The 23,256-nt window shown below is 66.8% G+C and carries 23 protein-coding genes; 11 read left to right on the top strand and 12 right to left on the bottom strand.

What is annotated here, in order from left to right; all coding sequences use genetic code 11:
* On the bottom strand, positions 1 to 127 hold a 127-nt coding region (locus tag J3S28_RS28530; RefSeq protein ID WP_237341111.1), incomplete at its 3' end, for an NAD-dependent epimerase/dehydratase family protein.
* A gap of 85 nt (positions 128 to 212) precedes the next feature.
* On the opposite strand from J3S28_RS28530, the gene rfbA reads away from it, so the two are divergent.
* Together rfbA and J3S28_RS28005 are read left to right on the top strand one after the other, a co-directional pair.
* Positions 213 to 1,088, top strand: a complete 876-nt coding sequence (gene rfbA / locus J3S28_RS28000) for a glucose-1-phosphate thymidylyltransferase RfbA (protein WP_207844570.1) — start codon at positions 213 to 215, stop codon at positions 1,086 to 1,088.
* Between the two features lie 5 nt (positions 1,089 to 1,093).
* Positions 1,094 to 1,714, top strand: a complete 621-nt coding sequence (locus J3S28_RS28005) for a dTDP-4-dehydrorhamnose 3,5-epimerase family protein (RefSeq protein ID WP_207844572.1) — start codon at positions 1,094 to 1,096, stop codon at positions 1,712 to 1,714.
* Positions 1,715 to 1,726: 12 nt separating this feature from the next.
* Here the strand turns inward: J3S28_RS28005 and J3S28_RS28010 are convergent, their stop codons facing one another.
* From J3S28_RS28010 to J3S28_RS28030, 5 genes are read right to left on the bottom strand one after another with little or no spacing between them, the layout of a single operon-like run.
* Positions 1,727 to 2,326, bottom strand: coding sequence for an ABC transporter ATP-binding protein (locus J3S28_RS28010; RefSeq protein WP_207844574.1), 600 nt, complete (start codon positions 2,324 to 2,326; stop codon positions 1,727 to 1,729).
* Positions 2,323 to 3,084, bottom strand: coding sequence for an ATP-binding cassette domain-containing protein (locus J3S28_RS28015; protein WP_307797488.1), 762 nt, complete (start codon positions 3,082 to 3,084; stop codon positions 2,323 to 2,325). Before J3S28_RS28015 ends, J3S28_RS28010 begins: the two co-directional genes overlap by 4 nt.
* Positions 3,081 to 3,905 (bottom strand): ABC transporter permease, encoded by an 825-nt coding sequence (locus J3S28_RS28020; protein WP_207844576.1) that lies wholly within the window; start codon positions 3,903 to 3,905, stop codon positions 3,081 to 3,083. The genes J3S28_RS28015 and J3S28_RS28020 overlap by 4 nt, the downstream gene beginning before the upstream one ends.
* Entirely contained in the window at positions 3,902 to 4,906 is a 1,005-nt protein-coding gene (locus J3S28_RS28025) for an ABC transporter permease (RefSeq protein WP_307797489.1), read from the bottom strand. Before J3S28_RS28025 ends, J3S28_RS28020 begins: the two co-directional genes overlap by 4 nt.
* On the bottom strand, positions 4,879 to 6,429 hold the full coding sequence (locus J3S28_RS28030) for an ABC transporter substrate-binding protein (RefSeq protein WP_207844608.1): 1,551 nt from the start codon (positions 6,427 to 6,429) through the stop codon (positions 4,879 to 4,881). The genes J3S28_RS28025 and J3S28_RS28030 overlap by 28 nt, the downstream gene beginning before the upstream one ends.
* A gap of 141 nt (positions 6,430 to 6,570) precedes the next feature.
* On the opposite strand from J3S28_RS28030, the gene J3S28_RS28035 reads away from it, so the two are divergent.
* The gene (locus J3S28_RS28035; protein WP_207844578.1) at positions 6,571 to 6,873 is read left to right on the top strand and encodes an ArsR/SmtB family transcription factor; all 303 of its coding nucleotides are present in this window, start codon (positions 6,571 to 6,573) and stop codon (positions 6,871 to 6,873) included.
* A gap of 2 nt (positions 6,874 to 6,875) precedes the next feature.
* On the opposite strand, the gene J3S28_RS28040 is transcribed toward J3S28_RS28035, so the two are convergent.
* Positions 6,876 to 7,226, bottom strand: coding sequence for a DUF2304 domain-containing protein (locus J3S28_RS28040; RefSeq protein WP_084894994.1), 351 nt, complete (start codon positions 7,224 to 7,226; stop codon positions 6,876 to 6,878).
* 4 nt (positions 7,227 to 7,230) lie between these two features.
* On the bottom strand, positions 7,231 to 8,037 hold the full coding sequence (ppgS, locus tag J3S28_RS28045) for a polyprenyl-phospho-N-acetylgalactosaminyl synthase PpgS (protein ID WP_207844580.1): 807 nt from the start codon (positions 8,035 to 8,037) through the stop codon (positions 7,231 to 7,233).
* Here ppgS and J3S28_RS28050 point away from each other — a divergent pair.
* Positions 8,021 to 8,896: a glycosyltransferase gene (locus tag J3S28_RS28050; protein ID WP_307797490.1), complete on the top strand. Its 876-nt coding sequence runs from the start codon at positions 8,021 to 8,023 to the stop codon at positions 8,894 to 8,896. The genes ppgS and J3S28_RS28050 overlap by 17 nt on opposite strands.
* Here the strand turns inward: J3S28_RS28050 and J3S28_RS28055 are convergent.
* Together J3S28_RS28055 and J3S28_RS28060 are read right to left on the bottom strand one after the other, a co-directional pair.
* Positions 8,840 to 10,087 carry a lipopolysaccharide biosynthesis protein gene (locus tag J3S28_RS28055; protein WP_207844582.1) on the bottom strand — a complete coding sequence of 416 codons (1,248 nt, stop codon included), beginning with the start codon at positions 10,085 to 10,087 and terminating at the stop codon, positions 8,840 to 8,842. The genes J3S28_RS28050 and J3S28_RS28055 overlap by 57 nt on opposite strands.
* Before the next feature lie 34 nt (positions 10,088 to 10,121).
* The gene (locus J3S28_RS28060; RefSeq protein ID WP_207844585.1) at positions 10,122 to 11,486 is read right to left on the bottom strand and encodes a M1 family metallopeptidase; all 1,365 of its coding nucleotides are present in this window, start codon (positions 11,484 to 11,486) and stop codon (positions 10,122 to 10,124) included.
* Between the two features lie 134 nt (positions 11,487 to 11,620).
* On the opposite strand from J3S28_RS28060, the gene J3S28_RS28065 reads away from it, so the two are divergent.
* On the top strand, positions 11,621 to 12,037 hold the full coding sequence (locus J3S28_RS28065) for a DoxX family protein (RefSeq protein ID WP_207844587.1): 417 nt from the start codon (positions 11,621 to 11,623) through the stop codon (positions 12,035 to 12,037).
* A gap of 10 nt (positions 12,038 to 12,047) precedes the next feature.
* Here the strand turns inward: J3S28_RS28065 and J3S28_RS28070 are convergent, their stop codons facing one another.
* Positions 12,048 to 15,848 carry a Pls/PosA family non-ribosomal peptide synthetase gene (locus J3S28_RS28070; RefSeq protein WP_207844612.1) on the bottom strand — a complete coding sequence of 1,267 codons (3,801 nt, stop codon included), beginning with the start codon at positions 15,846 to 15,848 and terminating at the stop codon, positions 12,048 to 12,050.
* A 298-nt stretch (positions 15,849 to 16,146) separates the two neighbouring features.
* Between J3S28_RS28070 and J3S28_RS28075 the strand changes: the two genes are divergently transcribed.
* From J3S28_RS28075 to J3S28_RS28095, 5 genes are all read left to right on the top strand, one after another.
* Complete coding sequence (locus J3S28_RS28075) at positions 16,147 to 17,124, top strand: alpha/beta hydrolase (RefSeq protein ID WP_207844589.1); 978 nt, start codon at positions 16,147 to 16,149, stop codon at positions 17,122 to 17,124.
* Positions 17,125 to 17,129: 5 nt separating this feature from the next.
* Positions 17,130 to 18,317 carry an acyl-CoA dehydrogenase family protein gene (locus J3S28_RS28080; RefSeq protein WP_207844591.1) on the top strand — a complete coding sequence of 396 codons (1,188 nt, stop codon included), beginning with the start codon at positions 17,130 to 17,132 and terminating at the stop codon, positions 18,315 to 18,317.
* Positions 18,318 to 18,467: 150 nt separating this feature from the next.
* Positions 18,468 to 19,397 (top strand): TauD/TfdA dioxygenase family protein, encoded by a 930-nt coding sequence (locus J3S28_RS28085; protein ID WP_207844593.1) that lies wholly within the window; start codon positions 18,468 to 18,470, stop codon positions 19,395 to 19,397.
* An 81-nt stretch (positions 19,398 to 19,478) separates the two neighbouring features.
* The gene (locus tag J3S28_RS28090) at positions 19,479 to 20,369 is read left to right on the top strand and encodes an oxygenase MpaB family protein (protein WP_207844595.1); all 891 of its coding nucleotides are present in this window, start codon (positions 19,479 to 19,481) and stop codon (positions 20,367 to 20,369) included.
* A gap of 24 nt (positions 20,370 to 20,393) precedes the next feature.
* Complete coding sequence (locus tag J3S28_RS28095) at positions 20,394 to 20,738, top strand: hypothetical protein (RefSeq protein WP_207844597.1); 345 nt, start codon at positions 20,394 to 20,396, stop codon at positions 20,736 to 20,738.
* Here the strand turns inward: J3S28_RS28095 and J3S28_RS28100 are convergent.
* Positions 20,708 to 22,642 (bottom strand): ABC transporter ATP-binding protein, encoded by a 1,935-nt coding sequence (locus tag J3S28_RS28100; protein WP_207844599.1) that lies wholly within the window; start codon positions 22,640 to 22,642, stop codon positions 20,708 to 20,710. The two genes, J3S28_RS28095 and J3S28_RS28100, sit on opposite strands and share 31 nt — an antisense overlap.
* Positions 22,643 to 22,736: 94 nt before the next feature.
* Between J3S28_RS28100 and J3S28_RS28105 the strand changes: the two genes are divergently transcribed.
* A partial coding sequence (locus J3S28_RS28105; protein WP_207844600.1) for an LLM class flavin-dependent oxidoreductase occupies positions 22,737 to 23,256 on the top strand: 520 nt, incomplete at its 3' end.

Consider the following 23,256-nt stretch of genomic DNA (forward strand, 5'->3'; position numbering starts at 1 on the left):
ATGCGGCGTTGGCGGCGTAGGTCATCGCGTCGAGGACGCGGACCTGCACGTCCGGCCGGGTGGCGAGTGTTCGGTGCACAAAGTTCGCGCCGATGAAGCCCGCTCCACCGGTGATCAATACCCGCATGACAATCCTTCGTTCGGTTGCCGCAACCTTACCCAGCAAGGCCGTCACCGGTCATGTGGCGGGCTCCGGCCTTAAGGTGTCACGTATGCGTGGAATCATCCTGGCCGGGGGAACCGGAACTCGGCTGCATCCGATAACTCAGGGTGTCAGCAAACAATTGGTCCCGGTCTATGACAAACCGATGATCTACTATCCGTTGACGACGCTGATGCTCGCGGGTATTCGGGAAATCTTGATAATCACCACTCCGCATGACGAACAGGCATTTCGATCACTGCTCGGCGACGGAAGCCAATTCGGGCTGACTCTGACCTACCGGGTTCAGGAGAGCCCTGACGGCCTGGCGCAGGCCTTTGTCCTCGGTGCCGACCACATCGGCTCCGACCCGGTGGCGCTGGTCCTCGGCGACAATATTTTTTACGGCCCGGGTTTGGGTTCGCAACTGGGACGATTCCATGACATCGAAGGCGGCGCGGTCTTCGCTTATTGGGTACGTAATCCCCAGGCTTATGGCGTGGTCGATTTCAACAGCGACGGCACAGCGATCGATCTGCAAGAAAAGCCGGAGAAACCCAAGTCCAATTTTGCGGTTCCGGGTTTGTATTTCTATGACAACAACGTCGTCGAGATCGCGGCCAACCTCGAGCCCAGTGCACGCGGCGAGTACGAGATCACCGACGTCAACCGCGCCTACCTCGACAAGGGTCTACTCCAGGTCGAGGTGCTGCCCCGCGGCACCGCATGGCTCGACACCGGCACCTTCGACTCGCTGCTCGACGCCGGCAACTTTGTCCGCACCGTCGAAGAACGTCAAGGACTCAAGATCGCCGTCCCCGAAGAGGTCGCGTGGCGCCGCGGTTTCATCGACGACGACCAGCTCCGCGCGCGGGCGCAGGGCCTGACCAAATCGGGATACGGCACCTACCTTCTCGATCTCCTCGAACGCGGTAAGGAACACTGACACTCATGCTGATCGAACCGCTGGCCATCGATGGCGCCTGGAAGATCACCCCGAAGAAGTTCGGTGATCCGCGCGGCCTGTTCATGGAAGCCTTTCGCGCTGACGTGCTCTCCGAGGCCATCGGGCACCCGTTCGACCTGCAGCAGCAGAACCTGTCGGTGTCGGCCGCGGGTGTGCTGCGCGGTGTCCACTTCGCTGATGTCCCACCGGGACAAGCGAAGTACGTGAGCTGTCCGCGCGGGGCCATCTTCGACGTCGTCGTCGACATCCGGGTGGGGTCGCCGACGTTCGGAGCCTGGGACGGGGTGCTCCTCGATGACGTCGACCGTCGTGCGGTGTACGTGGGTGAGGGTCTCGGCCACGCCTTCGTCTCGCTCGAAGACGATTCGGTGGTCACCTATCTGTGCTCGACCGGTTACAACCCGACCGGCGAACACGGTATCCACCCCCTCGATCCGGAGGTCGGCATCGAGTTCCCGACCACCGCCCGCGACGGCTCACCGTTGGCGTTCACGTTGTCGGACAAAGACACCGATGCCCCGAGTCTCTCCGAGGCCCGCTCGATGGGATTGCTGCCCGGCCACGATGACGTCACTGCCTTCCTCCGCGGACTCTCCGACAGCTGATCTCCACACCCCTCAGTGCAGTTCGGTTGTGGTCGAACACAACTCGTCGATGACGTCGGGGTCGTGGCTGACCAGCACGATGCCGGTGCCCGAGGCGGCGATCGAGCGCAGCATCGTCACCACCTCGGCGGATGCGATGGGGTCGAGCATCGCGGTGGGCTCGTCGCACATCAGATAGCGCGGCTGCTGCACCAGCGCTCGGGCCAGGCAGGCGCGTTGCAACTGGCCATCGCTGACCTGGGAGGGGTAGCGGGAGAGCAGCTCCCGGTCCAGCCCGGTCCGTTCGGCGAACGGTACGGGATCGACGGGACGGCGGGTGATTGTGCCCGGTTCGGTGATGATGCGCGTCAGCGTCCATCTCGGGTTGCAGACGAGCCGGGGGTGCTGGTCGAGCATCGCGACCGATCCCACCGGCGCGAGCGGGTCACCGTCGAAGAGGACAGTGCCGGCGTCCGGGCGGCGCAACCCGGCGAGCACCCGCAGCAGCGTGGTCTTGCCGGTCCCGGAGCGCCCGTAGATGCCGCTGATCGTGGCGGTCGGGGCCGTGAAGTCTTGGCCGTCCAGCACGATGCGATCGCCGAAGCGGACGGTCACGTTCTCGGCTGAGATCATGCCTGCACTCCTGCGAACAAACGACCGACGTAGTCGTCCGCACTGGCGAGCACCCGCGTCGGGGTGTCCTGAAGAACCACCTCGCCGACGCGCATGACCGCGACGGAATCGCAGATCTGCGAGCGAAGCAGGGACTTGAGTTCGTGCGTGACCACCAGAACCGCGCACCCGTCGTCGGCGATCGCGCGCAGCAATTTCCACACCAGGTCTGCGAGCTCTGGGTCGAGTGCGGAGGTGGGTTCGTCGGCGATGACGAGCGCAGGCCGGCCGGCGATGGCCGCGGCGATGGCGGCGCGTTGGGCCATCCCCCCGGACAGTTCGTGCGGATACAGCGTCAAAGCGTCCTTTGGTAGTCCTGCCAGGGCGGCCAATTCTGCGGCGTCCCGGTCACTGTCGAGGATCCGGACGACCTCGGTGAGCGCAGCTCCCAGGGTCCGGACGGGCGTGAACGACGTCGCGGGCGACTGCGGGACCAGGCCGACCGTACGTCCGCGCAGGGCACGCCACCGACGTTCGTCGTCGAATGCGATGGTGTCGTCGCCGATCACCAGGTCGCCGGTCGCCGACGATCCCGGCGGTAGCAAGCCGCACAACGCCAGTGCCACCAGAGATTTGCCACACCCCGATTCACCGACGAGCGCGGTGACCTGCCCGCCCTCGACATCGAGGTCGACGCCCCGCAGACCGACCACGAGGTCGCCGGGTCCGCCGCGGGTCGCGATCTCGACGCCGAACCGGCGCAGGTGTGCGGCGCTCACCAGACCTGCCCGCCCGGGGGTTGCATCTGCTTACGCAGGATCGAGCCAGCTGCGGCGAATGCGAGTGCGGTGACGATCAACGCCGTCGCGGGGACGACGAGGGTCCACCACGCTCCGAGCATCACATCCCCTCGCGCCTGCCCGAGCAGGGTGCCGAGACTCGCGCGGTCGGGGGACAGGCCGACGCCGAGGAACGACAACGTCGACTCATGCCAGACAGCGTGGGGGAGCAGCATCATCATCGCGACCAGGGCCTGGCCCCCGACCGCCGGCAGAAGGTGGTTGCGCGCGACGAACCAGCGACTGGCACCGGCGAGCCGCGCCGACGTGACCCATCCCGCTTCAGCGTTGGACAGCAGTTCGGCCCGCACGACCCGCGCGACCGACGGCCAGTGGGTCAGGGAGATCGACAGGATGATCGCCAAGGGATCACCGCGCCAGAGTGCGGCAATGACGATCCCGACCACGAGGTGGGGAAGCGCGTTGACCCCGTCGACGATGCGCATCACCACCGCATCGATCCAGCCGCCGGCCGCGATCGACCCGACTCCGACGATCACTCCGAGCAGCGTTGCCGCCACCGCACAGATCGCGGCGATCACCAGAGAGATTCGCAATCCCTCTGCGGTTCTCACCAGCAGGTCGTAGCCGGAGTGGTCGGTGCCGAACAGGTGCCCCGACCCCGGGGCCTTCAGGGCCGCGGCGAAATCGGCAACCTGATCACCCGCAGCGATGGGTATGACGATGGCGAGCACTGCGATTGCCGCGAGCAGCACCCACTGCCAGCCGAGCCGCACTCGCGCGGCGATCATGGTGGTCATGCGCGCATCCCGATCCTGGGGTCCAGTGCGGTGGCCGCGGCATCGGACAGGGCAGAGCCGAGCAGCACGGCCAGCGCTGCACCGACGGTGAGTGTGGCCAACAGGGAGAAGTCCAGAGCCGACGCGGATTCCACGAGAACGGCCGCGACCCCGGGCCAGCCGAAGACCGTCTCCACGATGGCTGCGCCGGCGATCACCTCGGGAAGTCGAGTACCGAGTAGGGCCAGGGTCGGCGCGATCGAGGACGGCACGATGTGACCCTTGAGCAGGGCCCAACCGTGGATGCCGCGGGCCCGTGCCGCCCGGACCGCATCCGTGGCGGCGGTGTCGACGACGGCCGCCCTCGTGGTCAGCAACAGCCACGGCACCTGCGAGATGGTCAGCGCGACAAAGGGAAGTACCGCGTGACCGACGAGCCCGGAGGCGGTGTACGGATCGCCTGGTGAGCGCGCTCCCGAGGTCGGGAACAGGCCGAGGCCGACTGCCAGTACCGCGACCAGCACCAGCGACACCACGAATGGCGGAACTGCAGCGAAGGTGGCCGACAACGCCGAACAGATCTTGTCGAGCACACCACCACGACGCATCCCGGCCAGCGCGCCCAGGGTGACCGCGATGAGGGTCGCGGCGATCAGGGCGGCGGTCGACAGACCCAGGGTGAACGGCATCCGCTGGGTCAGAACCGCCTCGACGGACTGCGACTGCGTCGACGACCACCCGAGGTCGCCGGAGAACAGGTCGCCGAGCCAGCGCCACCAGGCGGTGTACCAGGAGACGTCGGTGTCGTAGGCGGCCCGCACCGCCTGCCGCTGCGAGAGGGTCGCCGACTGATAGTTGTCCCCGAGATAGACCGCCAGCGGATCGAAGGGTGAGAGCGATGCGATCGCGAACATCGCCGCCGACACCGCCACCGTCACCGGAACTGCGATCAGCGCGCGGATACCCAGCAGGCGCGCGGCAGGCGCGAGGCGGCTCACCGCGTCCAGGCGGCGGTATGCCACCACGGGCCCCAGGCGACCCCGTGGGAGTGCGGCTCGAGGATCGGTGGGCTCTGCTGCCAGCGCAGATCCCGGTAGGCGTACGTGTGGTCGAGAAACGCGAGGAACACGTACGACGGCTCGGTCATGTACAGCGACTGGATCTCCCGATATCGCGCGTCGTTCTCCGGTGAGGGCGCCGACTCGCGGGCCTGCTCCAGCACGGCATCCATCCCAGGCGGTGCGAAGTCACCCGGATTCGAGTACGGCGACGAATCCGGCACGCGGGTGTGCAAGGTGTCGAACACCTGGGAGTCGATGCTGTACGGCGTGGCTCCACCGCCGAGCACGACCGCTGACGTATCCAGCAACGTCTCGATCTCGTCCCAACTGCTGCCCCGGGGGGTGACCTCGACACCGAGCGGCTTCATGGCGGCTGCGAAGGCGACTGCCAGGTCGCGGCGCAGCGTGTCCTGAGCGTTGTAGAGCAGCTCGAAAGAGGCTTGTTGGCCACCCTTTTCACGGATGCCGCCCGGCCCCGCGACCCATCCTGCGGCATCGAGTACGGATTCGGCGCCGGTGGCGTCGAACGCGAACTCGGCGTCGGGGTTGAAGGCGTCACCGTAGACCGCCGCGACGGGGGTGCTGGCGGCGCGGCCGTGGCCATCGAGGACATCGGTGATCACGGCCTCGCGGTCGATGCCGAGGTTCATCGCCAGCCGGGCCCGCGGATCGGCGGTGAACGGGTTCTGTGCCGGAAACGACACGCCGCGCCAGTCGGCGGACTGGACGCCCACAGTCTCGACACCGTCGCGATTGCTGACCGCTGCAAGCATTTTCGGGGGCAGGCTCACGCCGTCGACTTCGCCGGTCGCGATCCGCTGCGCTCGGGTGTTGTCATCGGGGGTGTAGGTGAACACCAGTGACGTCACCTCAGGTGCCTCACCCCAGTAGTCCTCGCGTGCAGTCATCACCGCCTGGTCGGGCCGCAGACTCTCCAGTGCGTACGGACCGGTGCCCACCGGCGCGGTGTTCAGGGCCCAGTCGGCGACGGGGGCGTCTTCGATCTTCTCGGAGGGGGCGATGCCGAGCAGTAGGTAGGGCGAGGGGTCTGCGTCGGTGTCCATGGTGACCACGACAGCGCCTGATCCATCGGCCCTGATGTCGACGATCGGGGTGAAGTTGGTGGAGATCTCGGACGCCACAACAGGATTGCGTACCGCGGCGTAGGTTGCGACCACATCCGACGAATCGAAGGCGGACCCGTCAGAGAATCTCACCCCGGCCCGCAGTGGTAGTCGCCATTGTCGTGGACCGACCGATTCGGGCTCGGAGGTTGCCAGCGACGGAACGAGGTCCGGTAGGCGGGCGTCGGTGTCGGCCTGCGGTCGGAGCAGGCCTTCGTAGATCGGCGAGACGCCGAGTTCGCCGTATCCGGCGACCGGGTTGTAGCCGCCGAGTTTCTGGCTGTCGGCGAGAACGATGCGATCCGGTCGTTCGGCCGGCGATCCTGAGCAGGCACCGACGGCGAGTGCGGCAGCGCACATCACGACCACTGCCCGCAGGCCACTTCGACGCACCGCCGGATCCCTTCCACACCGATATGTGTCTGCGCAGACACATTAATGTGTGTCGTACCCTAACACCGGACGCAGCGGGCGGCAGTACGAGCGGCGAAGGGACTGGCGATGGCCGGGCACCAGCACACCGAGATCGATGGGTGGGCCAATCGCTTTGCGCTGCTGTCGGATTCCACCCGGCTGAGTTTGCTGACCCACATGCACGAGCATCCGGGGGCCACCGTCAGCGAGCTGGCCGACGCTGCATCGATCACGGAGAACGCGGCGTCACAATCGTTGCGGGCCCTGCGCGCCCAGGGCTGGGTCACCACCACCAAATCCGGGCGGACCGTGCACTACCGGATCGTTCCCGACGCCATCGTCCACCGGATCCTGCACGACATCATGGGCGCCGAGCACCACCGGCACTGACCTCAGTCCTCGTCAGGTTGGTTCTCCAGTTTTGCGTTCTGCAGCGCGATCGCGCGAGCCAGCCGGGCGTACTTGATCTCCAGGTCGCGGAACCGCAGGTAGGTGCTGATCGTGGTGAACGCGAACGCGACGACGAGGCAGTACAGCACCAGGTCGGTACCACGTCCGACACCGACCCAGCCGGCGAGGGTGGTCAGGTCGTCGGGCCGCAGCAGGGCGTAGACACCGAACGCCAGGAACCCGAGGAAGGCGAGCTTCACCCAGGCCGAGGCGCGCGCGTTGCCGCGCTGGGTGATGAAGTAGCCGACCAGCGCGATGACGAACAGGATGAGGATGATCTGAATTGCCAGCATGGTGTTATCGCCTCATCCGGCCGTGGAGCAGGCCGTCGGCCAAGATGTTGACCCCGTTGAGCAACGACTGCCCCTTGGCCATCGAGTACTCGGTGTAGAGGATCGTCACGGGCTGCTCGGAGACCCGCCACTTGCGGCTGTCGATCAGCGCGACGAACTCCGACGCGTGGCTCATCCCGTTCATGATGAGATCCAGTTCAGTCGCGACCTTCTTGTTGAACACCCGCAGGCCGTTGTGGGCGTCGGTCAATCCGAGTCGCCGGGTGCGAGGACTCAGGAACACGATGGTGCGCAACGCCATTCGCTTGATGATCGGAACGCTCTTGCTGCGATCGTCCGCGAATCGGGTGCCGATGACCATGTCCAGCGGCTCGGTGCGCAGCCGTTCCAGCATGACGACCACGTCGTCGACCTGGTGCTGGCCGTCGGCGTCGAAGGTGACGAAGTACTGTGCGCCGGGTTGGGATCGGGCGTACTCGACCCCGGTCTGAATGGCGGCCCCCTGCCCGAGATTCACCGGATGGCGTACCAATTTCACTCCGGCGGCCAGGATCTCGTCCGCGGAACCGTCTTTGCTGCCGTCATCGACGCAGACGATGTTGGGGAAGGTGAGTTTCGCCGCGGCGACGACCGATCGGATCACCGGAGCTTCGTTGTACACCGGGACGATCAGCCAGACATCGCCATTGCCGTCGACGGCAGGTGAGTCAGTGATCTCACACACCTCCGCGCGCTCGTCGAGAAGAAACAGGCCGATAGGGAGTCTAACGGCACCGGCGGCGTATTCTTCCACCGTGCTGGTCGACGTCATGCTGCCGTTCTACGGCGACATGTCCCTCTTCCAGGCTGCGGTCCGCAGCGTGCTCGCGCAGACCCATACCGGGTTCCGGCTGGTCATGGTGGACGACCAATATCCCGACCCCGAGCCCGCGCGCTGGTTCCAGGGCCTGGGCGACCCCCGGCTGCAGTACCTGCGTAACACCGAGAACCTCGGGGTCAACGGCAATTTCCGCCGCTGCGTCGACCTCACTGAGGCCCCCGCGTTCACGATCATGGGGTGCGACGACCTGATGGGTCCGGACCATCTTTCCCGAGCCGTCGCCGCGCTGGCGGGTAACCCCGACGCCGCGATCGTGGCGAGTGGGGTCGAGGTCATCGACGCCACCGGGACAGTGGTCAGGCCCCTGGGGGACCGGGTGAAGTCGGTGCTGGCGCCGCGCGCGGCGACCACCCTGCGCGGCGAAGAACTGGCTGCCGGTCTGTATCGCGGCAACTGGACCTATTTCCCGTCGCTACTCTGGCGGCGCGACATCGCCCGGCCGATCGGTTTCCGGGAGGGTCTGGAAGTGGTGCTGGATCTGGCGCTCCTCGTGGACATCGCCCGATCGGGTGGATCGCTGGTCTTCGACCCCGAGGTGACCTTCTCGTACCGGCGACATGTGGCGTCTGTCAGTTCGGTCCGTGCGGTCGACGGCAGGCGCTTCGTCGAGGAACGGGAATTCTTCGCGGCAGAGGCCAGGACCTGTGAGTCGCTGGGCTGGACCACCGCCGCCAGGGCCGCGCGTCGTCATCCCACCTCCCGGCTGAACGCCGCGACACTGCTGCCGGGCGCGTTACTCGGTAGGCAGTGGCCGGTCGCCCGTGAACTCGCCCGGCACCTCGTGCGCTGAACCCGGACGCGCCGCCGCGACGAGGTGAACGGCCATGCCGACCAGCGGGCCGACGATCAGCGCGAGCGGTACCCGCACTTCGAGGTCCGCGGGGATGAACAGCAGTCCTACGCTGACCGCGGTGCCCACCCACCACCCCGTCGCGTAGAGGCGGTGCCGGCCGGCTGCCAGCGCCATCGCACCGGTCAGCGTCAGCGCCGCCATCGCCACCGCCCCTGCTGTCAGGGCGGCCACAGTGGTTCCCGACAGCCGGTAGTCGCCACCGAAGATGTTCTCCAGCAACCAGGGGCCGAGCAGCCACGCGGCGACCGAACCCACCGCGCCGACCCCGATCACGATGCCCATCGGCACCGCGAGGGCGGCGAGCAACCGGTCGCGATTCTCGACGAAGCGGCTGATGAGAGCCCCTTGAAAGCTGTTCAGCGGCACCAGCAATGGAGCCCTGGTCAAGGTCACCGCCAGAATCACCGCGCCGGCTGCGGAGTCGAGGTCGCCGCTGGTGGAGAGCTTGATGAGCACCGGGAAGCCCATGACCAGGATGGCGCTGGCCAGGGCCGCGGCCATCGCGGTGAACGTGTTGCGGGCGAGGTCGCGGGCCGCGACATCACCCCGGACGCCGAGGGCGTCGCGCGCGGGACGCAGGAACAGCAGCACGATGGCCGAAGACGCCGTGCCCGCGACTGTGATGACCAGGAATGCGCCGAGGCCCCACCCGGCGGCGACGGCGATGACGGTCAAGGCTAGGCGGATGAGGGCATCGACGATGAGCAGCGTCCCGAACGGGCCCCAGCGACCGAGTCCCGAGAGCGCGCCACCGAGGCCCGCGTAGATCCCGAACGCAGCGACCCCGGCCGACAGCAGCGCCACCGATTCCAGGCGATACGATTCGAACACCGTTGTCGCCCAACCGATCGCGGTCACGGCGACGACTGCGCCGAGGCCGAGCCCGACCATCGCGTCGAGCGGCATCGGACGCGCACCGAGAGCGGGCCCGTCCTTCATCCGCGCTCCCCGGACCGCGCGGGTCGTTTCTTGGAGTTGCCCGTTCTGAGTCCCCGTGACTAGGCCGTACGCCGCCCAGAACACGGCAAACGCGGCATATCCGTCGGCCCCGAGCCCGCGGGCCGCGAGCAGCAACACCAGATATCCCGAGATCGCGGCGACCACCGTCGCCAGTGCTACCCGGCTCACGGGCCCACCCGGCTCATCGGGCCGCCCCGTCCCACTAGAGCCCTGGGTACATCGGCAGCGACCGCTGCCCCAGCCACTTGTCCCAGAGATCGTTCAGCGGCTGCGGGCTGAACCGCGCAGCGAGCCCGGTGAAGTCCTCGGTGGTGACCGAGCTGTACCGGTATTGCCGCGTCCACTCCCGCAGCAGGTCGAAGAACTTGTCGTCGCCCACCTGCTTGCGCAGGGCGTGCAGGGTCAGTGCGCCGCGTTTGTACACCCGGTCGTCGAACATCCGCTCCGGCCCGGGGTCGCCGATGATCAGGTCGACGGGTGAGGCGGCGAGGCGGTCGTAGTACTTGCGTGCGTGCGCTTCGGCGGTCATCCCGCCCGAGTGCTCCGACCACAGCCATTCGCTGTAGCAGGCGAAACCCTCGTGGAGCCAGATGTGTTTCCACCGGTTCAGCGTCAGGGAATTGCCGAACCACTGGTGCGCCAACTCGTGCGCGACCAGGCGCTCGTACGATCCGGAGCCGTCACTGTGATTGGCGCCGAAGATCGACATGCCCTGGGCCTCGATGGGGATCTCCAACTCGTCGTCGGTGATCACCACGGAATACTCGGGAAATGGGTAGGGGCCGAACATGTCCACGAACGCATCCATCATCTGCCGCTGCTTGGCGAAGTCATGTTCGACGTTGCGCCGCAGTGCAGGCGGGAAGACAGCGTGAATGGGAACGGGCTTGGTGGTCAACGTCTTTCGGGTGTACTGGCCGACCTGGATGGTGGCCAGATACGACGCCATCGGCTCGACCTGCTCGTACACCCACGTCGTCTGCGCGGCCTTGATCCGCTTACGGATCAGCACCCCGTTGGCGACGGCCATGAACGGGGTGTCGGTGGTGATCGAGATGCCGTAGGCGGCCTTGGACGTGGGATGGTCGTCGCAGGGAAACCAGGACGCGGCCCCGTTGGGCTGACTCGCCACCAGCGAACCCTCTGTGAGTTCCTCCCAGCCGACGTCACCCCACCGACCGCGGATCGGCCGCGGGTTACCCGCGTACTTCACCAGGATCGTCATGACGCCGCCCGCGGGCAGGTCCGTGGCCATCGTGATGGTCAGCTTGCGGTTGCGATGGGAGAACCGGCGCACCTTCTCGCCGTTGACGGTGACACGATCCACCTTCAGCGCGTTCGACAGGTCGAGGGAGAACCGGCCCAGGGTGCTGACCGTGGTCGCGGTGATCACCGCGGTGCCCGCGAGACGGTTCGTGGACACCTTGTATTCGAGGTCGAGGTCGTAACGGGACACGTGATACCCGAGATTCCCGTTTCCGGGCAGGTAGGGGTCGATGCCGTCGGAAGGGTCGCCGAGGAGCGGCTGTCCGGTCCCACCTGACCGCCTGCCTGGTTTACCCGGCACAAATCCTCCAGTTCCAGCTGATTTTTGGTTCTTCATGACGTTACATGGAGTGTGCGGCGACGGCGCTCGAAGACCCGTGGTGCCAGCAGCCGGGATTCCTCCACGCGGGTACATCGAGGACAAGGACGACAGTCATGGGTACATCTCGCAATTTCGCTTCTCTGGTGGCCAGGGTCATCCTCGGCGTCATCTTCATCTTCCACGGCTGGCAGAAGTTGCACACCAACGGAATCGGCGCCACCGAGGCCTACTTCAAGATGCTCGACATCCCGCTGCCGAAGGCCGCGGCCTGGTACTCCGCGCTGGTGGAGTTCGGCGGCGGGATCCTGCTGATCCTCGGGGTGCTGATGCCTCTGGTGTCCCTGTTGCTGATCGCCGACATGATCGGTGCGATCTTCTACGCCCACATCGACAACGGTTTCTGGAACGCTGACGGTGGCTTCGAGTTGCCGCTCGCGTTGATCGCCGGTCTCGTGGCCGTGGGGCTCGCCGAGACCGGCCGGACCGGTGCCGACGGATATCTCCTCAACCGACGGCGAAACAGGGTCTAGCGCCACCACGTCAGTTCCACGGGGCGATCGGATTGCCTTGCCAGCGGGTCGAATCCGGCACGACGTCACCGCGCATGACCAGCGACGCCGGGCCGACGGTGGCGCCGGCGCCGAGCCCTGCGGCGGGCAGCGCCACACAGTGCGGCCCGAGGGTGGCGCCAGGTCCCAGCACCACCTCGTCGATCGCCATCACGCGGTCGTGGAACAGGTGGGTCTGTACCACGCAGCCGCGTTGCACGGTAGCGCCGTCGCCGAGGGTGACGAGGTCGGCCTCAGGGAGCCAGTAGGTTTCACACCAGACGCCCTTGCCGATGTGGGCCCCGAGCATCCGCAGCCACAGGTTCAGGATGGGGGTGCCGGTCGCCGCGTTGGCGAACCACGGTGCCGCGACCGTCTCGACGAACGCGTCCGAGAGCTCGTTGCGCCAGACGAACGAACTCCACAGCGGATGTTCGGTGGCTTCGATCTTCCCGACTACGGCCCACTTGGCGGCGGCGGCGATACAGCAGGCGGCAGCTCCGGCCACCAGTAGAACCAGTCCGCTGACCGCAGCGGCGATGAAGTAGTTCGAGGACTGGGCGATGTACTGCAGGCCGATCAACACGAACAGTCCCAGCCCGAAGGTGATCATCACCGGGATCAGTCGCAACGTCTCCACGAACGCGCGGGCCGCCTTCAGCTTCAGCGGCGGATCGAAGGTCCGCGATGTGTCGGACTGCGCGGCGGCGCGGCGCAGGCGCACCGGCGGACTGCCCAGCCAACTGGACCCCGACTTCGCCTTGCTGGGGGTGGCCGACAGCACGGCCACCAAAGAGTTCTTCGGGACCTTGCGACCCGGACCGGTCATCCCCGAGTTGCCGAGAAAGGCGCGCTTGCCGACCTTGGCCTCGTCGATGTGCATCCAGCCGCCGCCCAGCTCGTACGACGCGACCATGGTGTCGTCGGCCAGGAACGCGCCGTCGCCGACGGTGGTGAACTTCGGGATGACCAGCGCGGTGGAGATCTCGGTGCCCTTGCCGATGTCGGCGCCGAGGAGCCGGAACCACCACGGCGTGAGCAGCGACGCGTAGAGGGGGAACAGGAAGGTCCGTGCTGCGTCCATCAACCGTTCGGTGACCCACACCTGCCAGCCGACCCGGGACCGCACCGGGTGGTAGCCCTTCTGCATCCCGATGGACAACAGCCGCACCAGCACTGCGGTGATGACCGCGAAGACGATCAGACTCACGACGGTCCCGACGGGAAGCAGGACCAGCGAGCGCACTGCGACGGACCGCAACCGGTCGGCACCCGCGGCCCAGCTGCCGATCACCGCGAGACCGGCGCCGAGGGACAGCAGCGGCACCCCGGCGAGCAGGATCGAGGAGATCCCGAAGATCGGCACCCAGTAACTGCGCTTGGCGGGCCGGTGGTCAGGCCACGGGCGCTGCGCTTTGCCGGTCTTGACCGCAGGTGAACCGGCCCAGAGCTGGCCGCCCTTGATCTTGCCCATCACGGCGCTGCCCGGCGCGATCTCGGCGTTCGGGCCGATCCGGGTCCCGGGCATGAGCGTCGAACGCGAGCCGACGCTCGCGCCCGGTCCGATCTCGATGTCGCCGATGTGGACGACGTCGCCGTCGATCCACCAACCGGCCAGGTCCACCTCGGGTTCCACCGAACAGCCGTCCCCGAGCGTGATCATGCCGGTGACGGGGGGCAGCGTGTGCATGTCGACGCCGCGGCCGATCTGCGCGCCCAGCGAGCGGGCGAAGTAGATCATCCACGGGGCGCCGGACAGATTCGCCGCGCCGCTCGCCTCGGTCAGGCGTTCGGCGATCCACAGCCGCACGTGCACCGATCCGCCGCGGGGATAGTCACCGGGTTCGACCCCGGCGAGCAGCAGTCGGATCCCGGCGGCGGCAGTGACCATCCGGCCCAGCGGGGTGATGAAGACGATGAATGCGGCGAGGACGACCCACCAGTTGAGCGGGGTGATCCAGGCGGCGTCGTAGAAGTAGGACAGCAGGTTGTTGGCGATCGCCAGCCAGGTCACCCACTGCAGGCCGGTGAGTGTGGTGAGCGGCACCGACAACGCGACCTGCGCGATACCGGTCCGGCGCGGGGTCGGTGCGACGATGCGCGGTTCGGTGACGGCACCGGGGTTGAGGTCGTCGAGCATCTGCGCCAGCGACCCCAGCCGGGGATGGTCGTAGAGATCCGCGACGGTGACGGTGGGAAAGCGCTGCCGCAGGATGGTCACCAGCTGGGCCGCGGCCAGCGAGCCGCCACCCTCGGAGAAGAAGTCGGCCTCGGGGTCGGTGATCGAGACCCCGAGAACCGAGGTCCAGTGCTCTGCGACCCACGTCTCGGTGGCGCCGAGATGGCTGGTGTCGTCGTCTCCGCCCGAGGACGGCAGGGGCCAGGGCAGGGCGTTGCGGTCGACCTTCCCGGAGGTCCGCGTCGGTAGTTCGTCGACCAGGACGAGCCGGGGGATCAGGGCCGCGGGCAACTGGTCGGACAGGTGGTCGCGGGCCGCGGCGAGGTCGAAGTCGGGATCAGTGGAGACCAGGTATCCCACGAGCACGGAGTTGCCGGCAGCCGACTTCCGGACCGCGGCCGCCGCGCCGCCGACGCCGGGCAGGTGCTGCAGGGCGTTGTCGACCTCGCCGAGTTCGATGCGGCGTCCACCGACCTTCACCTGGTCGTCGGCGCGGCCCATGAACACCAGGCCCTCGACCTCGAACCGGACCAGGTCGCCGCTGCGGTAGGCGCGGTCCCAACCCAGCGTGGCCATGGGCGAGTACTTCTCGGCGTCCTTGGCCGGGTCGAGGTAGCGGGCGAGTCCGACGCCGCCGATGACCAGTTCGCCGACCTCCCCGGGCGCCACCTGCACGCCGTCGGCGTCGACCACGGCCAGATCCCAGCCGGCCAGCGGCAGCCCGATGCGGACGGGCTTGCTGCCATCGAGCAATGCGGCACAGGCGACGACGGTCGCCTCGGTCGGACCGTAGGTGTTCCAGACCTCGCGGCCGTCCACGGCGAGACGCTCGCCGAGCTCGGGCGGGCACGCCTCACCGCCGAAGATCAGCAGCCGGACGGCTTCGAGGGCCTCCGGCGGCCAGAGCGAGGCGAGGGTCGGGACCGTCGAGACCACGGTGATGTCTCGCTGGACGAGCCACGGCCCGAGGTCCATCCCGGACCGCACCAGCGACCGCGGGGCGGGGACGAGACAGGCACCGTGACGCCAGGCCAGCCACATCTCTTCGCAGGACGCGTCGAAGGCGACGGACAGTCCGGCGAGCACCCGGTCACCCGGGCCCAGCGGCTCGCCCTGCAGGAACATCTCCGCTTCCGCATCGACGAACGCGGCGGCGTTGCGATGGGTGACCGCGACGCCCTTCGGGGTGCCCGTCGAACCGGAGGTGAAGATGATCCAGGCGTCGTTGTCGAGGTCGGGGCGCACCGCGTCACCATCGGTGTCGGTGCGTGCGAGCCCCAGGTCGGAGGGCCACGTCAGTCCCTCGGCGCCGAGGATCGCAGCCACCTTCGCCTCACCGAACACAAGGGTGGCGCGCTCCGGCGGATCGTCGGCGTCGACCGGGACGTAGGCGGCTCCGGCGGCGAGGGTCGACAGAATCGCCAGGTAGAGCTCACGGGAGCCCGACGGCATCCTGATGCCGACCCGGTCACCCCGACCGATGCCCCTGCTCCCCAACCACAGAGCGCCCTCGTCGACGAGTTCCATCACCTCGGCATAGGTGAGGACGACGTCGCCGTCATCGATGGCGGGCGCATCGGGATGGGCTGACGAGGTCTCCGTCAGGATGTCCATCAGGGTGCGTGCGGTCGGCGCCTGCGCAGATCTGTTGAACTGCGCGAGGGTCGGAGCGGTCACCGAGGTCCTTCCTTCGTCGTACTTGGTCCGGTCATTGTCTCAGCTGGGCGCGTGCCGCGATGCCCACGAGAGGACGGGTCGCCTATTTTTCCGGCATCCAGCTGGCTCAACCGTGCAGGTGAGAGCCGTAACTTCACCAACGGTTGGCCTCCCGTTCACGAACACGGAACCCGCGGGCCTTGTCGATGCAGGCGGTGCGCAGCAGGATGGAAGTAACCGTGGAAGGGAGTAACAGATGGTTGTGACCAGACACCGCCACCCGAGCTTTCGCTCGTACCCGGTCTGGTTGGCGTCGCGACTGCTGATCAAACCGGCCCTGACACTGTGGCCGATCGGCGCACTGGGGCTGCGGCCGCTGTTCCTGATCGACGAGATCTTCGCCCTGGGACCCAAGGCCAAGGGGATCGTCAGGGAACAGATGGAACTGGGCGGTCGGCCGGTGGAACTGTCACTGCCCGCGGGCCCGAGCAACCGCGACGAGGCCACCGCGATCCTGTACCTGCACGGCGGCGCGATGGTCGTGTGCGGTCTCGCCACGCACCGCGCGATCGCGTCTCGATTGTGCCGCGACACCGGACTGCCGGTGTACTCCGTCGCCTACCGGCAGCTGCCCGAGGCCGGGGTCGGCACCTCGGCAACGGACGCCTATCAGGCTTACCGGGAGCTCATCATCGAGCGAGGCTTCTCTCGTGTGGTGGTGGCCGGGGATTCGGCCGGTGGCTTCTTGTCGGGCAAGGTCATCGAGTTCGCGCACCGGGACGGACTGCCGGCTCCCGCGGCGTTCATCGGTTACTCGCCGCTGCTCGATCTCGATCTGGCGGCCAACCCGGACCGGACCAGCAGGTCCGACGCGTATCTGCCGATCGCCAAACTGGGTAAACTCCGGCCCCGCTTCGACCAGGGCCCGATCGCGCTGCGCGGGGCGCGCCGCATCGCGGATGTTCCCTCGGAGGCGTTCCCGCCGACGATCCTCGTCACTGCCGAAGACGAGATGCTCGAACCCGACGCGCTGCAGTTGATCGAGAAACTGGCGGCCGACGGGGTACAGGCCGAACTGCACAGCTATTCGTGGCAGGTCCACGCGTTCCCGGTGCTCGCGGGCAGGCTGCCCGACGCACTGCGGGCCATTGCGCGCACCGCCGCATTCGCCAAGGAGGCCGCCGCCGCGGCGCGGGCCGGGCGCGGAAACAGTGAACTCGAAGGAGTGGGTTGATCTCGATGTCCGACAAGCAGACCTTGGCCGAGTTGTTCGCCACCGATCCACTCATCACCGACGACGAGCGCGAGATCCGGGACACCGTTGCGGCGTTCGCCTCCTCGAAACTGCGGCCTCACGTGGCCGAGTGGTTCGAGGACGGCTCGCTTCCGGTGAGGGAACTGGCCGCCGGACTCGGTGAGCTCGGGGTGCTGGGGATGCACCTCGACGGTTACGGCTGCGCCGGGATGTCGGCCACCACCTATGGTCTGGTCTGTACCGAACTCGAGGCCGTGGACAGCGGATTGCGGAGCTTTGTCTCGGTGCAGGGTTCGCTGGCCATGTTCGCGATCCACGAGTTCGGCTCGGAGGAGCAGAAAGAGCAATGGCTCCCCGACATGGCGGCCGGCAAGGCGATCGGGTGCTTCGGGCTGACCGAGCCCGACTTCGGGTCGAACCCGGCGGGGATGCGGACGAACGCGAAGCGCGACGGAGACGACTGGGTGCTCAGCGGCACCAAGATGTGGATAACCAACGGTTCGGTCGCAGATGTCGCGGTCGTGTGGGCGCGCACCGATCTCGGCGAAGGTTCCAAGGGTGTTCGCGGGTTCGTGGTGCCCACCGACACCCCTGGGTTCAGCGCGCCGGAGATCAAACACAAACTCTCCCTGCGTGCCTCGGTGACCTCGGAACTCGTCCTGGAGGAGGTGCGGCTGCCCGGATCGGCGATGCTGCCCGGTGTCGAGGGGTTGCGCGGACCGCTGAGTTGTCTGAACGAGGCCCGTTTCGGCATCGTCTTCGGCTCGGTGGGGGCCGCGCGCGATTGCCTGGAGACGGCGATCGACTACGCCGGGGAGCGGGACGTCTTCGACAAGGCCCTGTCCGGCTACCAGCTCACCCAAGCGAAACTGGCGGACATGGCGCTCGAATGGGGCAAGGGGATGTTGCTCGCCCTGCACCTCGGGCGGCTCAAAGACGCGGGCTCACTACGGCCGGAGCAGGTCAGCCTCGGCAAACTGAACAACGTCCGGGAAGCGATCAAGATAGCCCGGGAATGCCGAACGATACTGGGCGCCAACGGAATCACCCTCGAGTACCCCATCATCCGACACGCCAACAACCTGGAGTCGGTGCTGACGTACGAGGGCACCTCGGAGATGCATCAGCTGATGATCGGCAAGGCGCTGACGGGCCACGACGCCTTCCGCTGATCACCGCACACCCGCTCGTTTCGCCGTAGCTGGGTTTGTGGGGTGCTGGCGCCCTTCGGCTCACGCTGCGTCATAACGTTCTCAAGGTGAGGCGCGGCAACTACGTTCGCGGAGAACATATTCGCAGTCCAGTTCTTCGGGAGGTAGGCCATGTCTGCACAGATCGACGTCGTGAAAATCGGGGGCAATATCGGCGCGCGGATAGACGGGGTCTCGCTGTCCGGCGATCTCGACTCTGCGACGCTGGCAACGATCAACGACGCCTTGCTCGCCCACAAGGTGATCTTCTTCCGCGGGCAGGATCACCTCGACGACGACGGTCAGCTCGCCTTCGCGCGGTCCCTGGGCATCCCGACCATCGCCCATCCGACCGTCACCTCTCGCGGCGACACCATCTTGCCGATCGATTCCGACTACGGCCGCGCGAACAGCTGGCACACCGACGTCACCTTCGTCGATCGGATCCCCAAGGCGTCGATCCTGCGTGCGGTGACGCTGCCGACGTACGGCGGGAGCACGACCTGGGCGAACACGGTCACCGCGTATGAGAATCTGCCGACGTCCCTGAAGGCGCTGACCGACAATCTGTGGGCAGTACACACTAACGTGACCGACTACGCCGGAACCGCTGCGGAACTGGTGAACGCGAAGGGCGCGCAGGAGTACCGCGCCGAGTTCCAGTCGTCGTATTACGAGACCGAGCACCCGGTGGTTCGGGTCCATCCGGAGACCGGTGAGCGGGCGTTGCTCCTCGGCAACTTCGTCAAGCGCTTCGTCGACCTCGGGAGCGTCGAATCGGCGGAGCTCTTCAACGTCCTGCAGGCCCGGATCATCCGACTGGAGAACACGGTTCGCTGGAACTGGGAGGCCGGCGACCTGGCGATCTGGGACAACCGCGCCACGCAGCACTATGCCGTCGCCGACTACGACGACCAGTACCGCCGACTGAATCGGATCACTCTGGCCGGTGACGTACCCGTCGGTGTCGACGGTGCGCAGAGCCGAATCGTGACCGGCGACGCCTCGCATTTCTCGGACATCGTCGACCCACAGGCATCCGACCGGGCCGTGGCGGTCTGAGGCGGTCGCGGACCGAGAGCGGCCACTACGGCGCAATGGAACACTATGGAGATACTGTTCCATTGCTGCTACGGTTTCACCATGACCGACGCAATAGACACGCCGTCTGCAGACCTGGTGGCCGATGAGGACCGTCCAGAGCTCGTCGGAGCTCCACTCGGACCGGGGTCGCTGACCTGGAAGTACTTCGGCGACAGCCGCCTGGGTCTGCTCGGGCCGCGTCCTGCTGTTCTCGAGAACATGCTGCCCGCGCTGGGGCAGGCCGTGATGGAACACTCGGTGTTCTTCGACGATCCGTTTGCCCGGATCAAGCGGTCCCTGCCGGGGATCTACGGGACGGTCTACTCGCCCGAGGGTGATTCGGTGGGCCCGATGGTGCGCGATTTCCACACCGACATCAAGGGCACGATGCCCGATGGCGTGCGGTATCACGCACTGAATCCGGAGACCTACTACTGGGCGCACGCGACGTTCGTCGACGCACTGCTCACCGGCACCGACCGGATGATCAAGAAGCTGACCGACGCGGAGAAGGAGCAGATCTACGCAGAGTCGATCACCTGGTACCGCCGCTACGGCGTCAGTGATCGTCCGATGCCCGCCACCTACGCGGACTTCGTCGAGTACTGGGATCGCACGGTCGATGAGGTGCTCATCCCGCACAAAACCGCCAGGTACGGCGTCGGATACGTCACGAAGGGTTATCCGCTGCCGCCTGGCATGCATCCGCTGGTGTGGAAGGTGCTGTCCCGGGTGGTGAATCCGTTCGCGGCCTTCATCACCACCGGCGGTATGCCGGAACGCGCCCGGGAACAGCTCGACCTGCCGTGGAGCGAGCGCAAGGAGCGCAACTATCGGCGCTTCTGTGCCGGCGTCCGCGCGCTCGATCCGCTGTACCGGCGACTGCCGGCGAAGGTCCGATACAACAAGTACGCCCTGAAGGGATTCGCGCAGGCCGGAGTGCGGCCCTGAGGGGTGGCCGTGTTCACTTAGGGCATGCACGTTCTGAAGAGGCTCGGTTCCAGCCTGACCGTGATCGGCTCGCTGGTGCTGATGATTTGTGTCGCGTTGCTGTCGGTGAGCTGGGCAAATGACGGCAGATGGGGGTGGTTCGCGCTCGGGATGGTGATCATCGCCGTCAACATCGCGTTGGTGGCGACCGAACTCCGGCCCAAGCCCAAGCCCCTGCCCTGGACGATGTCCGAGGTGCGAGAAGTCACCGATGGCATCGACAACGAGGTCAACGCCATCCGCAAGCTACGTCGGGCCGATCGTGGGCTGAGCCTGGAGAAGGCCGCGGCCCTGGTGCGTCAGGCGCGGTCCGAGGGCACCGACGGCTGAGGAGACTCACCGGGCACCACGGGCGCCGGTGAGCCGTCCGCGAACTGGGTCCGATACAGCTCCGCGTAGCGCCCGCTGCGGGCCAGCAAGTCGAGGTGGGTTCCCCGTTCGACGACCCGCCCCGCTTCCAGCACCAGGATCTCGTCGGCAGCCCTGATGGTCGACAACCGGTGCGCGATCACCACCGATGTCCGCCCTTCCAGAGCTTCGGCCAGAGCTTCCTGCACGGCGGCCTCCGAGGTCGAGTCCAGGTGCGCGGTCGCCTCGTCCAGGATCACGACCGCGGGATGGGCCAGCAACAGTCGCGCGATGGTCAGCCGCTGACGCTCACCGCCGGACAATCGGTAGCCACGTTCGCCGACGACGGTGTCGAGACCGTCGGCCAGCCCGGCGACCAGCCCGTCCAGACGCGATCGACGCAGTGAGTCCCAGATGTCCTGTTCGGTGGCGTCGGGATTGGCGAGCAGCAGGTTCGCCCGTACCGTGTCGTGGAACAGGTGACCGTCTTGGGTCACCAATCCGATCGCGCGGTGCAGCGATCCGCTCTCGAGGTCGCGAATGTCATTGCCGCCGAGGCGAACAGCGCCGGAATCGACATCGTAGAGTCGGGTCGCGAGCTGTGCGATCGTCGACTTGCCGGCGCCCGAGCTGCCCACCAGCGCCACCATCTTGCCTTCCGGCACAGTGAAGGACACATCGTGGATGACTTCTTCTCCACCTCGTTTGTCCAGGGTCGCAACCTCTTCCAGTGAGGCGAGCGACACCTTCTCGGCCGACGGATAGCTGAAGCTGACGCCGTCGAAGCTCAAGGACTGGGGACCCTTCGGTGCCGTGACAGCGTCGGGCTTGTCGGCGATCAGTGGTGCGAGGTCCAGTACCTCGAAGACGCGCTCGAAGCTGACCAAGGCGCTCATGATCTCGACCCGTGCGTTCGCGAGCGCGGTCAGTGGTGCGTACATGCGGGTGAGCAGCAATGCCAGGGACACCACGGCGCCGGCATTGAGGTGCCCGTTGACCGCAAGGTAGCCGCCCAGACCGTAGACCAGTGCCAGGGCGAGCGCCGAGACCAGCGTCAGCGAGGTGACGAAGATGCTCTGCGCCAGCGACCGTCGGACCCCGATGTCGCGGACCTTGTCTGCGCGCTCCGCGAATTCTGCGGATTCCTGTGTGGGCCTGCCGAACAGCTTGACCAGCGTCGCACCGGGTGCGGAGAACCGCTCCGTCATCTGCGTGGACATCATCGAGTTGTATTCGGCGGCCTCGCGGGAGAGTGCGGCCATCCGACGTCCCATCCGGCGGGCGGGAACCACGAAGAGCGGCAACAAGACCAGGGCGAGCAGGGTGACCTGCCAGCTGATCGAGATCATCACCGCCAGGGTCAATGTCAAGGTGACGATGTTCGACACCACGCCGGACAACGTGTCGGAGAAGGCGCGTTGGGCACCGATCACATCGTTGTTCAGTCGGCTGACCAGAGCGCCCGTCCGGGTCCGGGTGAAGAACGCGACCGGCATCTTCTGGACGTGGTCGAACACCGATCGGCGGAGGTCGTAGATCAGTCCCTCGCCGATGTTCGACGACAGCCAACTCACCACCAGGCCGGTGCCGGCCTCGGCCACCGCGATGATCGCGATGAGCACCGCCAGCCAGATGACCGTCGACGCCGGACCGTCGCCGACGATGTTGTTGACCACGCGTCCGGCCAGGATGGGCGTCAGGACCGTCAGAACTGCGACGATGACGCTGAGCAGCATGAAGACGGTGAGTTTGCCGCGGTGGGGGCGGGCGAACGCGGCGATACGCCGCATGGTCACGCCCCGATCCTCCCGGCGGCGCGCCTTGTCCAGGTTCGGTGCGTTCATCGACCGATACATCGTGTTCCAGGCAACTGACTCCATACTCATGATCTCCACAGTAGAAGTTCAAGTTCACTTGAAGTCAATCGCTTCCGCCCAGGGCTGAATCGACCACTCGCCGAAGTGCCCTTCCGCGATTGTGATGAACTGGAATGACTACACGGCGGATGAGGGAGATGGTCTGGTGGCATTGCGACTCGGATACAAGGCTTCGGCAGAGCAGTTCAACCCGCGTGAGCTGGTCGAGATCGCGGTGGCGGCCGAGGAACACGGTATGGATTCGGTGGCGGTGTCCGATCATTTCCAGCCGTGGCGGCATGAGGGTGGGCATGCCCCGTTCTCGTTGGCGTGGATGGCCGCGGTCGGTGAGCGCACCAGCCGGGTGCAGATCGGCACGTCGGTGATGACCCCGACCTTCCGCTACAACCCTGCGGTGATCGCGCAGGCGTTCGCGTCGATGGCCTGCATGTACCCGGGCCGGATCATGCTCGGTGTCGGCACCGGCGAAGCGCTCAACGAGTACGCGACCGGATTTCAGGGCGAGTGGCCCGAGTTCAAAGAACGCTTCGCGCGGTTGCGGGAGGCGGTCCGGTTGATGCGCGAGCTGTGGACCGGCGACGAGGTCAACTTCGACGGTGAGTACTACAAGACCCAGGGCGCGT

Origin of the sequence: Williamsia soli (genome assembly GCF_017377795.1) — a bacterium.
GTDB classification, from domain to species: domain Bacteria; phylum Actinomycetota; class Actinomycetes; order Mycobacteriales; family Mycobacteriaceae; genus Williamsia; species Williamsia soli.

What these genes read in the sequence shown, in the direction of transcription:
- rfbA (WP_207844570.1), top strand. Translation starts at nt 213, where the DNA reads ATGCGTGGAATCATCCTGGCCGGGGGAACCGGAACTCGGCTGCATCCG.
- J3S28_RS28005 (WP_207844572.1), top strand. Translation starts at nt 1,094, where the DNA reads ATGCTGATCGAACCGCTGGCCATCGATGGCGCCTGGAAGATCACCCCG.
- J3S28_RS28010 (WP_207844574.1), bottom strand. Translation starts at nt 2,326, where the DNA reads ATGATCTCAGCCGAGAACGTGACCGTCCGCTTCGGCGATCGCATCGTG.
- J3S28_RS28020 (WP_207844576.1), bottom strand. Translation starts at nt 3,905, where the DNA reads ATGACCACCATGATCGCCGCGCGAGTGCGGCTCGGCTGGCAGTGGGTG.
- J3S28_RS28030 (WP_207844608.1), bottom strand. Translation starts at nt 6,429, where the DNA reads ATGTGCGCTGCCGCACTCGCCGTCGGTGCCTGCTCAGGATCGCCGGCC.
- J3S28_RS28035 (WP_207844578.1), top strand. Translation starts at nt 6,571, where the DNA reads ATGGCCGGGCACCAGCACACCGAGATCGATGGGTGGGCCAATCGCTTT.
- J3S28_RS28040 (WP_084894994.1), bottom strand. Translation starts at nt 7,226, where the DNA reads ATGCTGGCAATTCAGATCATCCTCATCCTGTTCGTCATCGCGCTGGTC.
- ppgS (WP_207844580.1), bottom strand. Translation starts at nt 8,037, where the DNA reads ATGACGTCGACCAGCACGGTGGAAGAATACGCCGCCGGTGCCGTTAGA.
- J3S28_RS28065 (WP_207844587.1), top strand. Translation starts at nt 11,621, where the DNA reads ATGGGTACATCTCGCAATTTCGCTTCTCTGGTGGCCAGGGTCATCCTC.
- J3S28_RS28070 (WP_207844612.1), bottom strand. Translation starts at nt 15,848, where the DNA reads ATGGACATCCTGACGGAGACCTCGTCAGCCCATCCCGATGCGCCCGCC.
- J3S28_RS28075 (WP_207844589.1), top strand. Translation starts at nt 16,147, where the DNA reads ATGGTTGTGACCAGACACCGCCACCCGAGCTTTCGCTCGTACCCGGTC.
- J3S28_RS28080 (WP_207844591.1), top strand. Translation starts at nt 17,130, where the DNA reads ATGTCCGACAAGCAGACCTTGGCCGAGTTGTTCGCCACCGATCCACTC.
- J3S28_RS28085 (WP_207844593.1), top strand. Translation starts at nt 18,468, where the DNA reads ATGTCTGCACAGATCGACGTCGTGAAAATCGGGGGCAATATCGGCGCG.
- J3S28_RS28090 (WP_207844595.1), top strand. Translation starts at nt 19,479, where the DNA reads ATGACCGACGCAATAGACACGCCGTCTGCAGACCTGGTGGCCGATGAG.
- J3S28_RS28095 (WP_207844597.1), top strand. Translation starts at nt 20,394, where the DNA reads ATGCACGTTCTGAAGAGGCTCGGTTCCAGCCTGACCGTGATCGGCTCG.
- J3S28_RS28100 (WP_207844599.1), bottom strand. Translation starts at nt 22,642, where the DNA reads ATGAGTATGGAGTCAGTTGCCTGGAACACGATGTATCGGTCGATGAAC.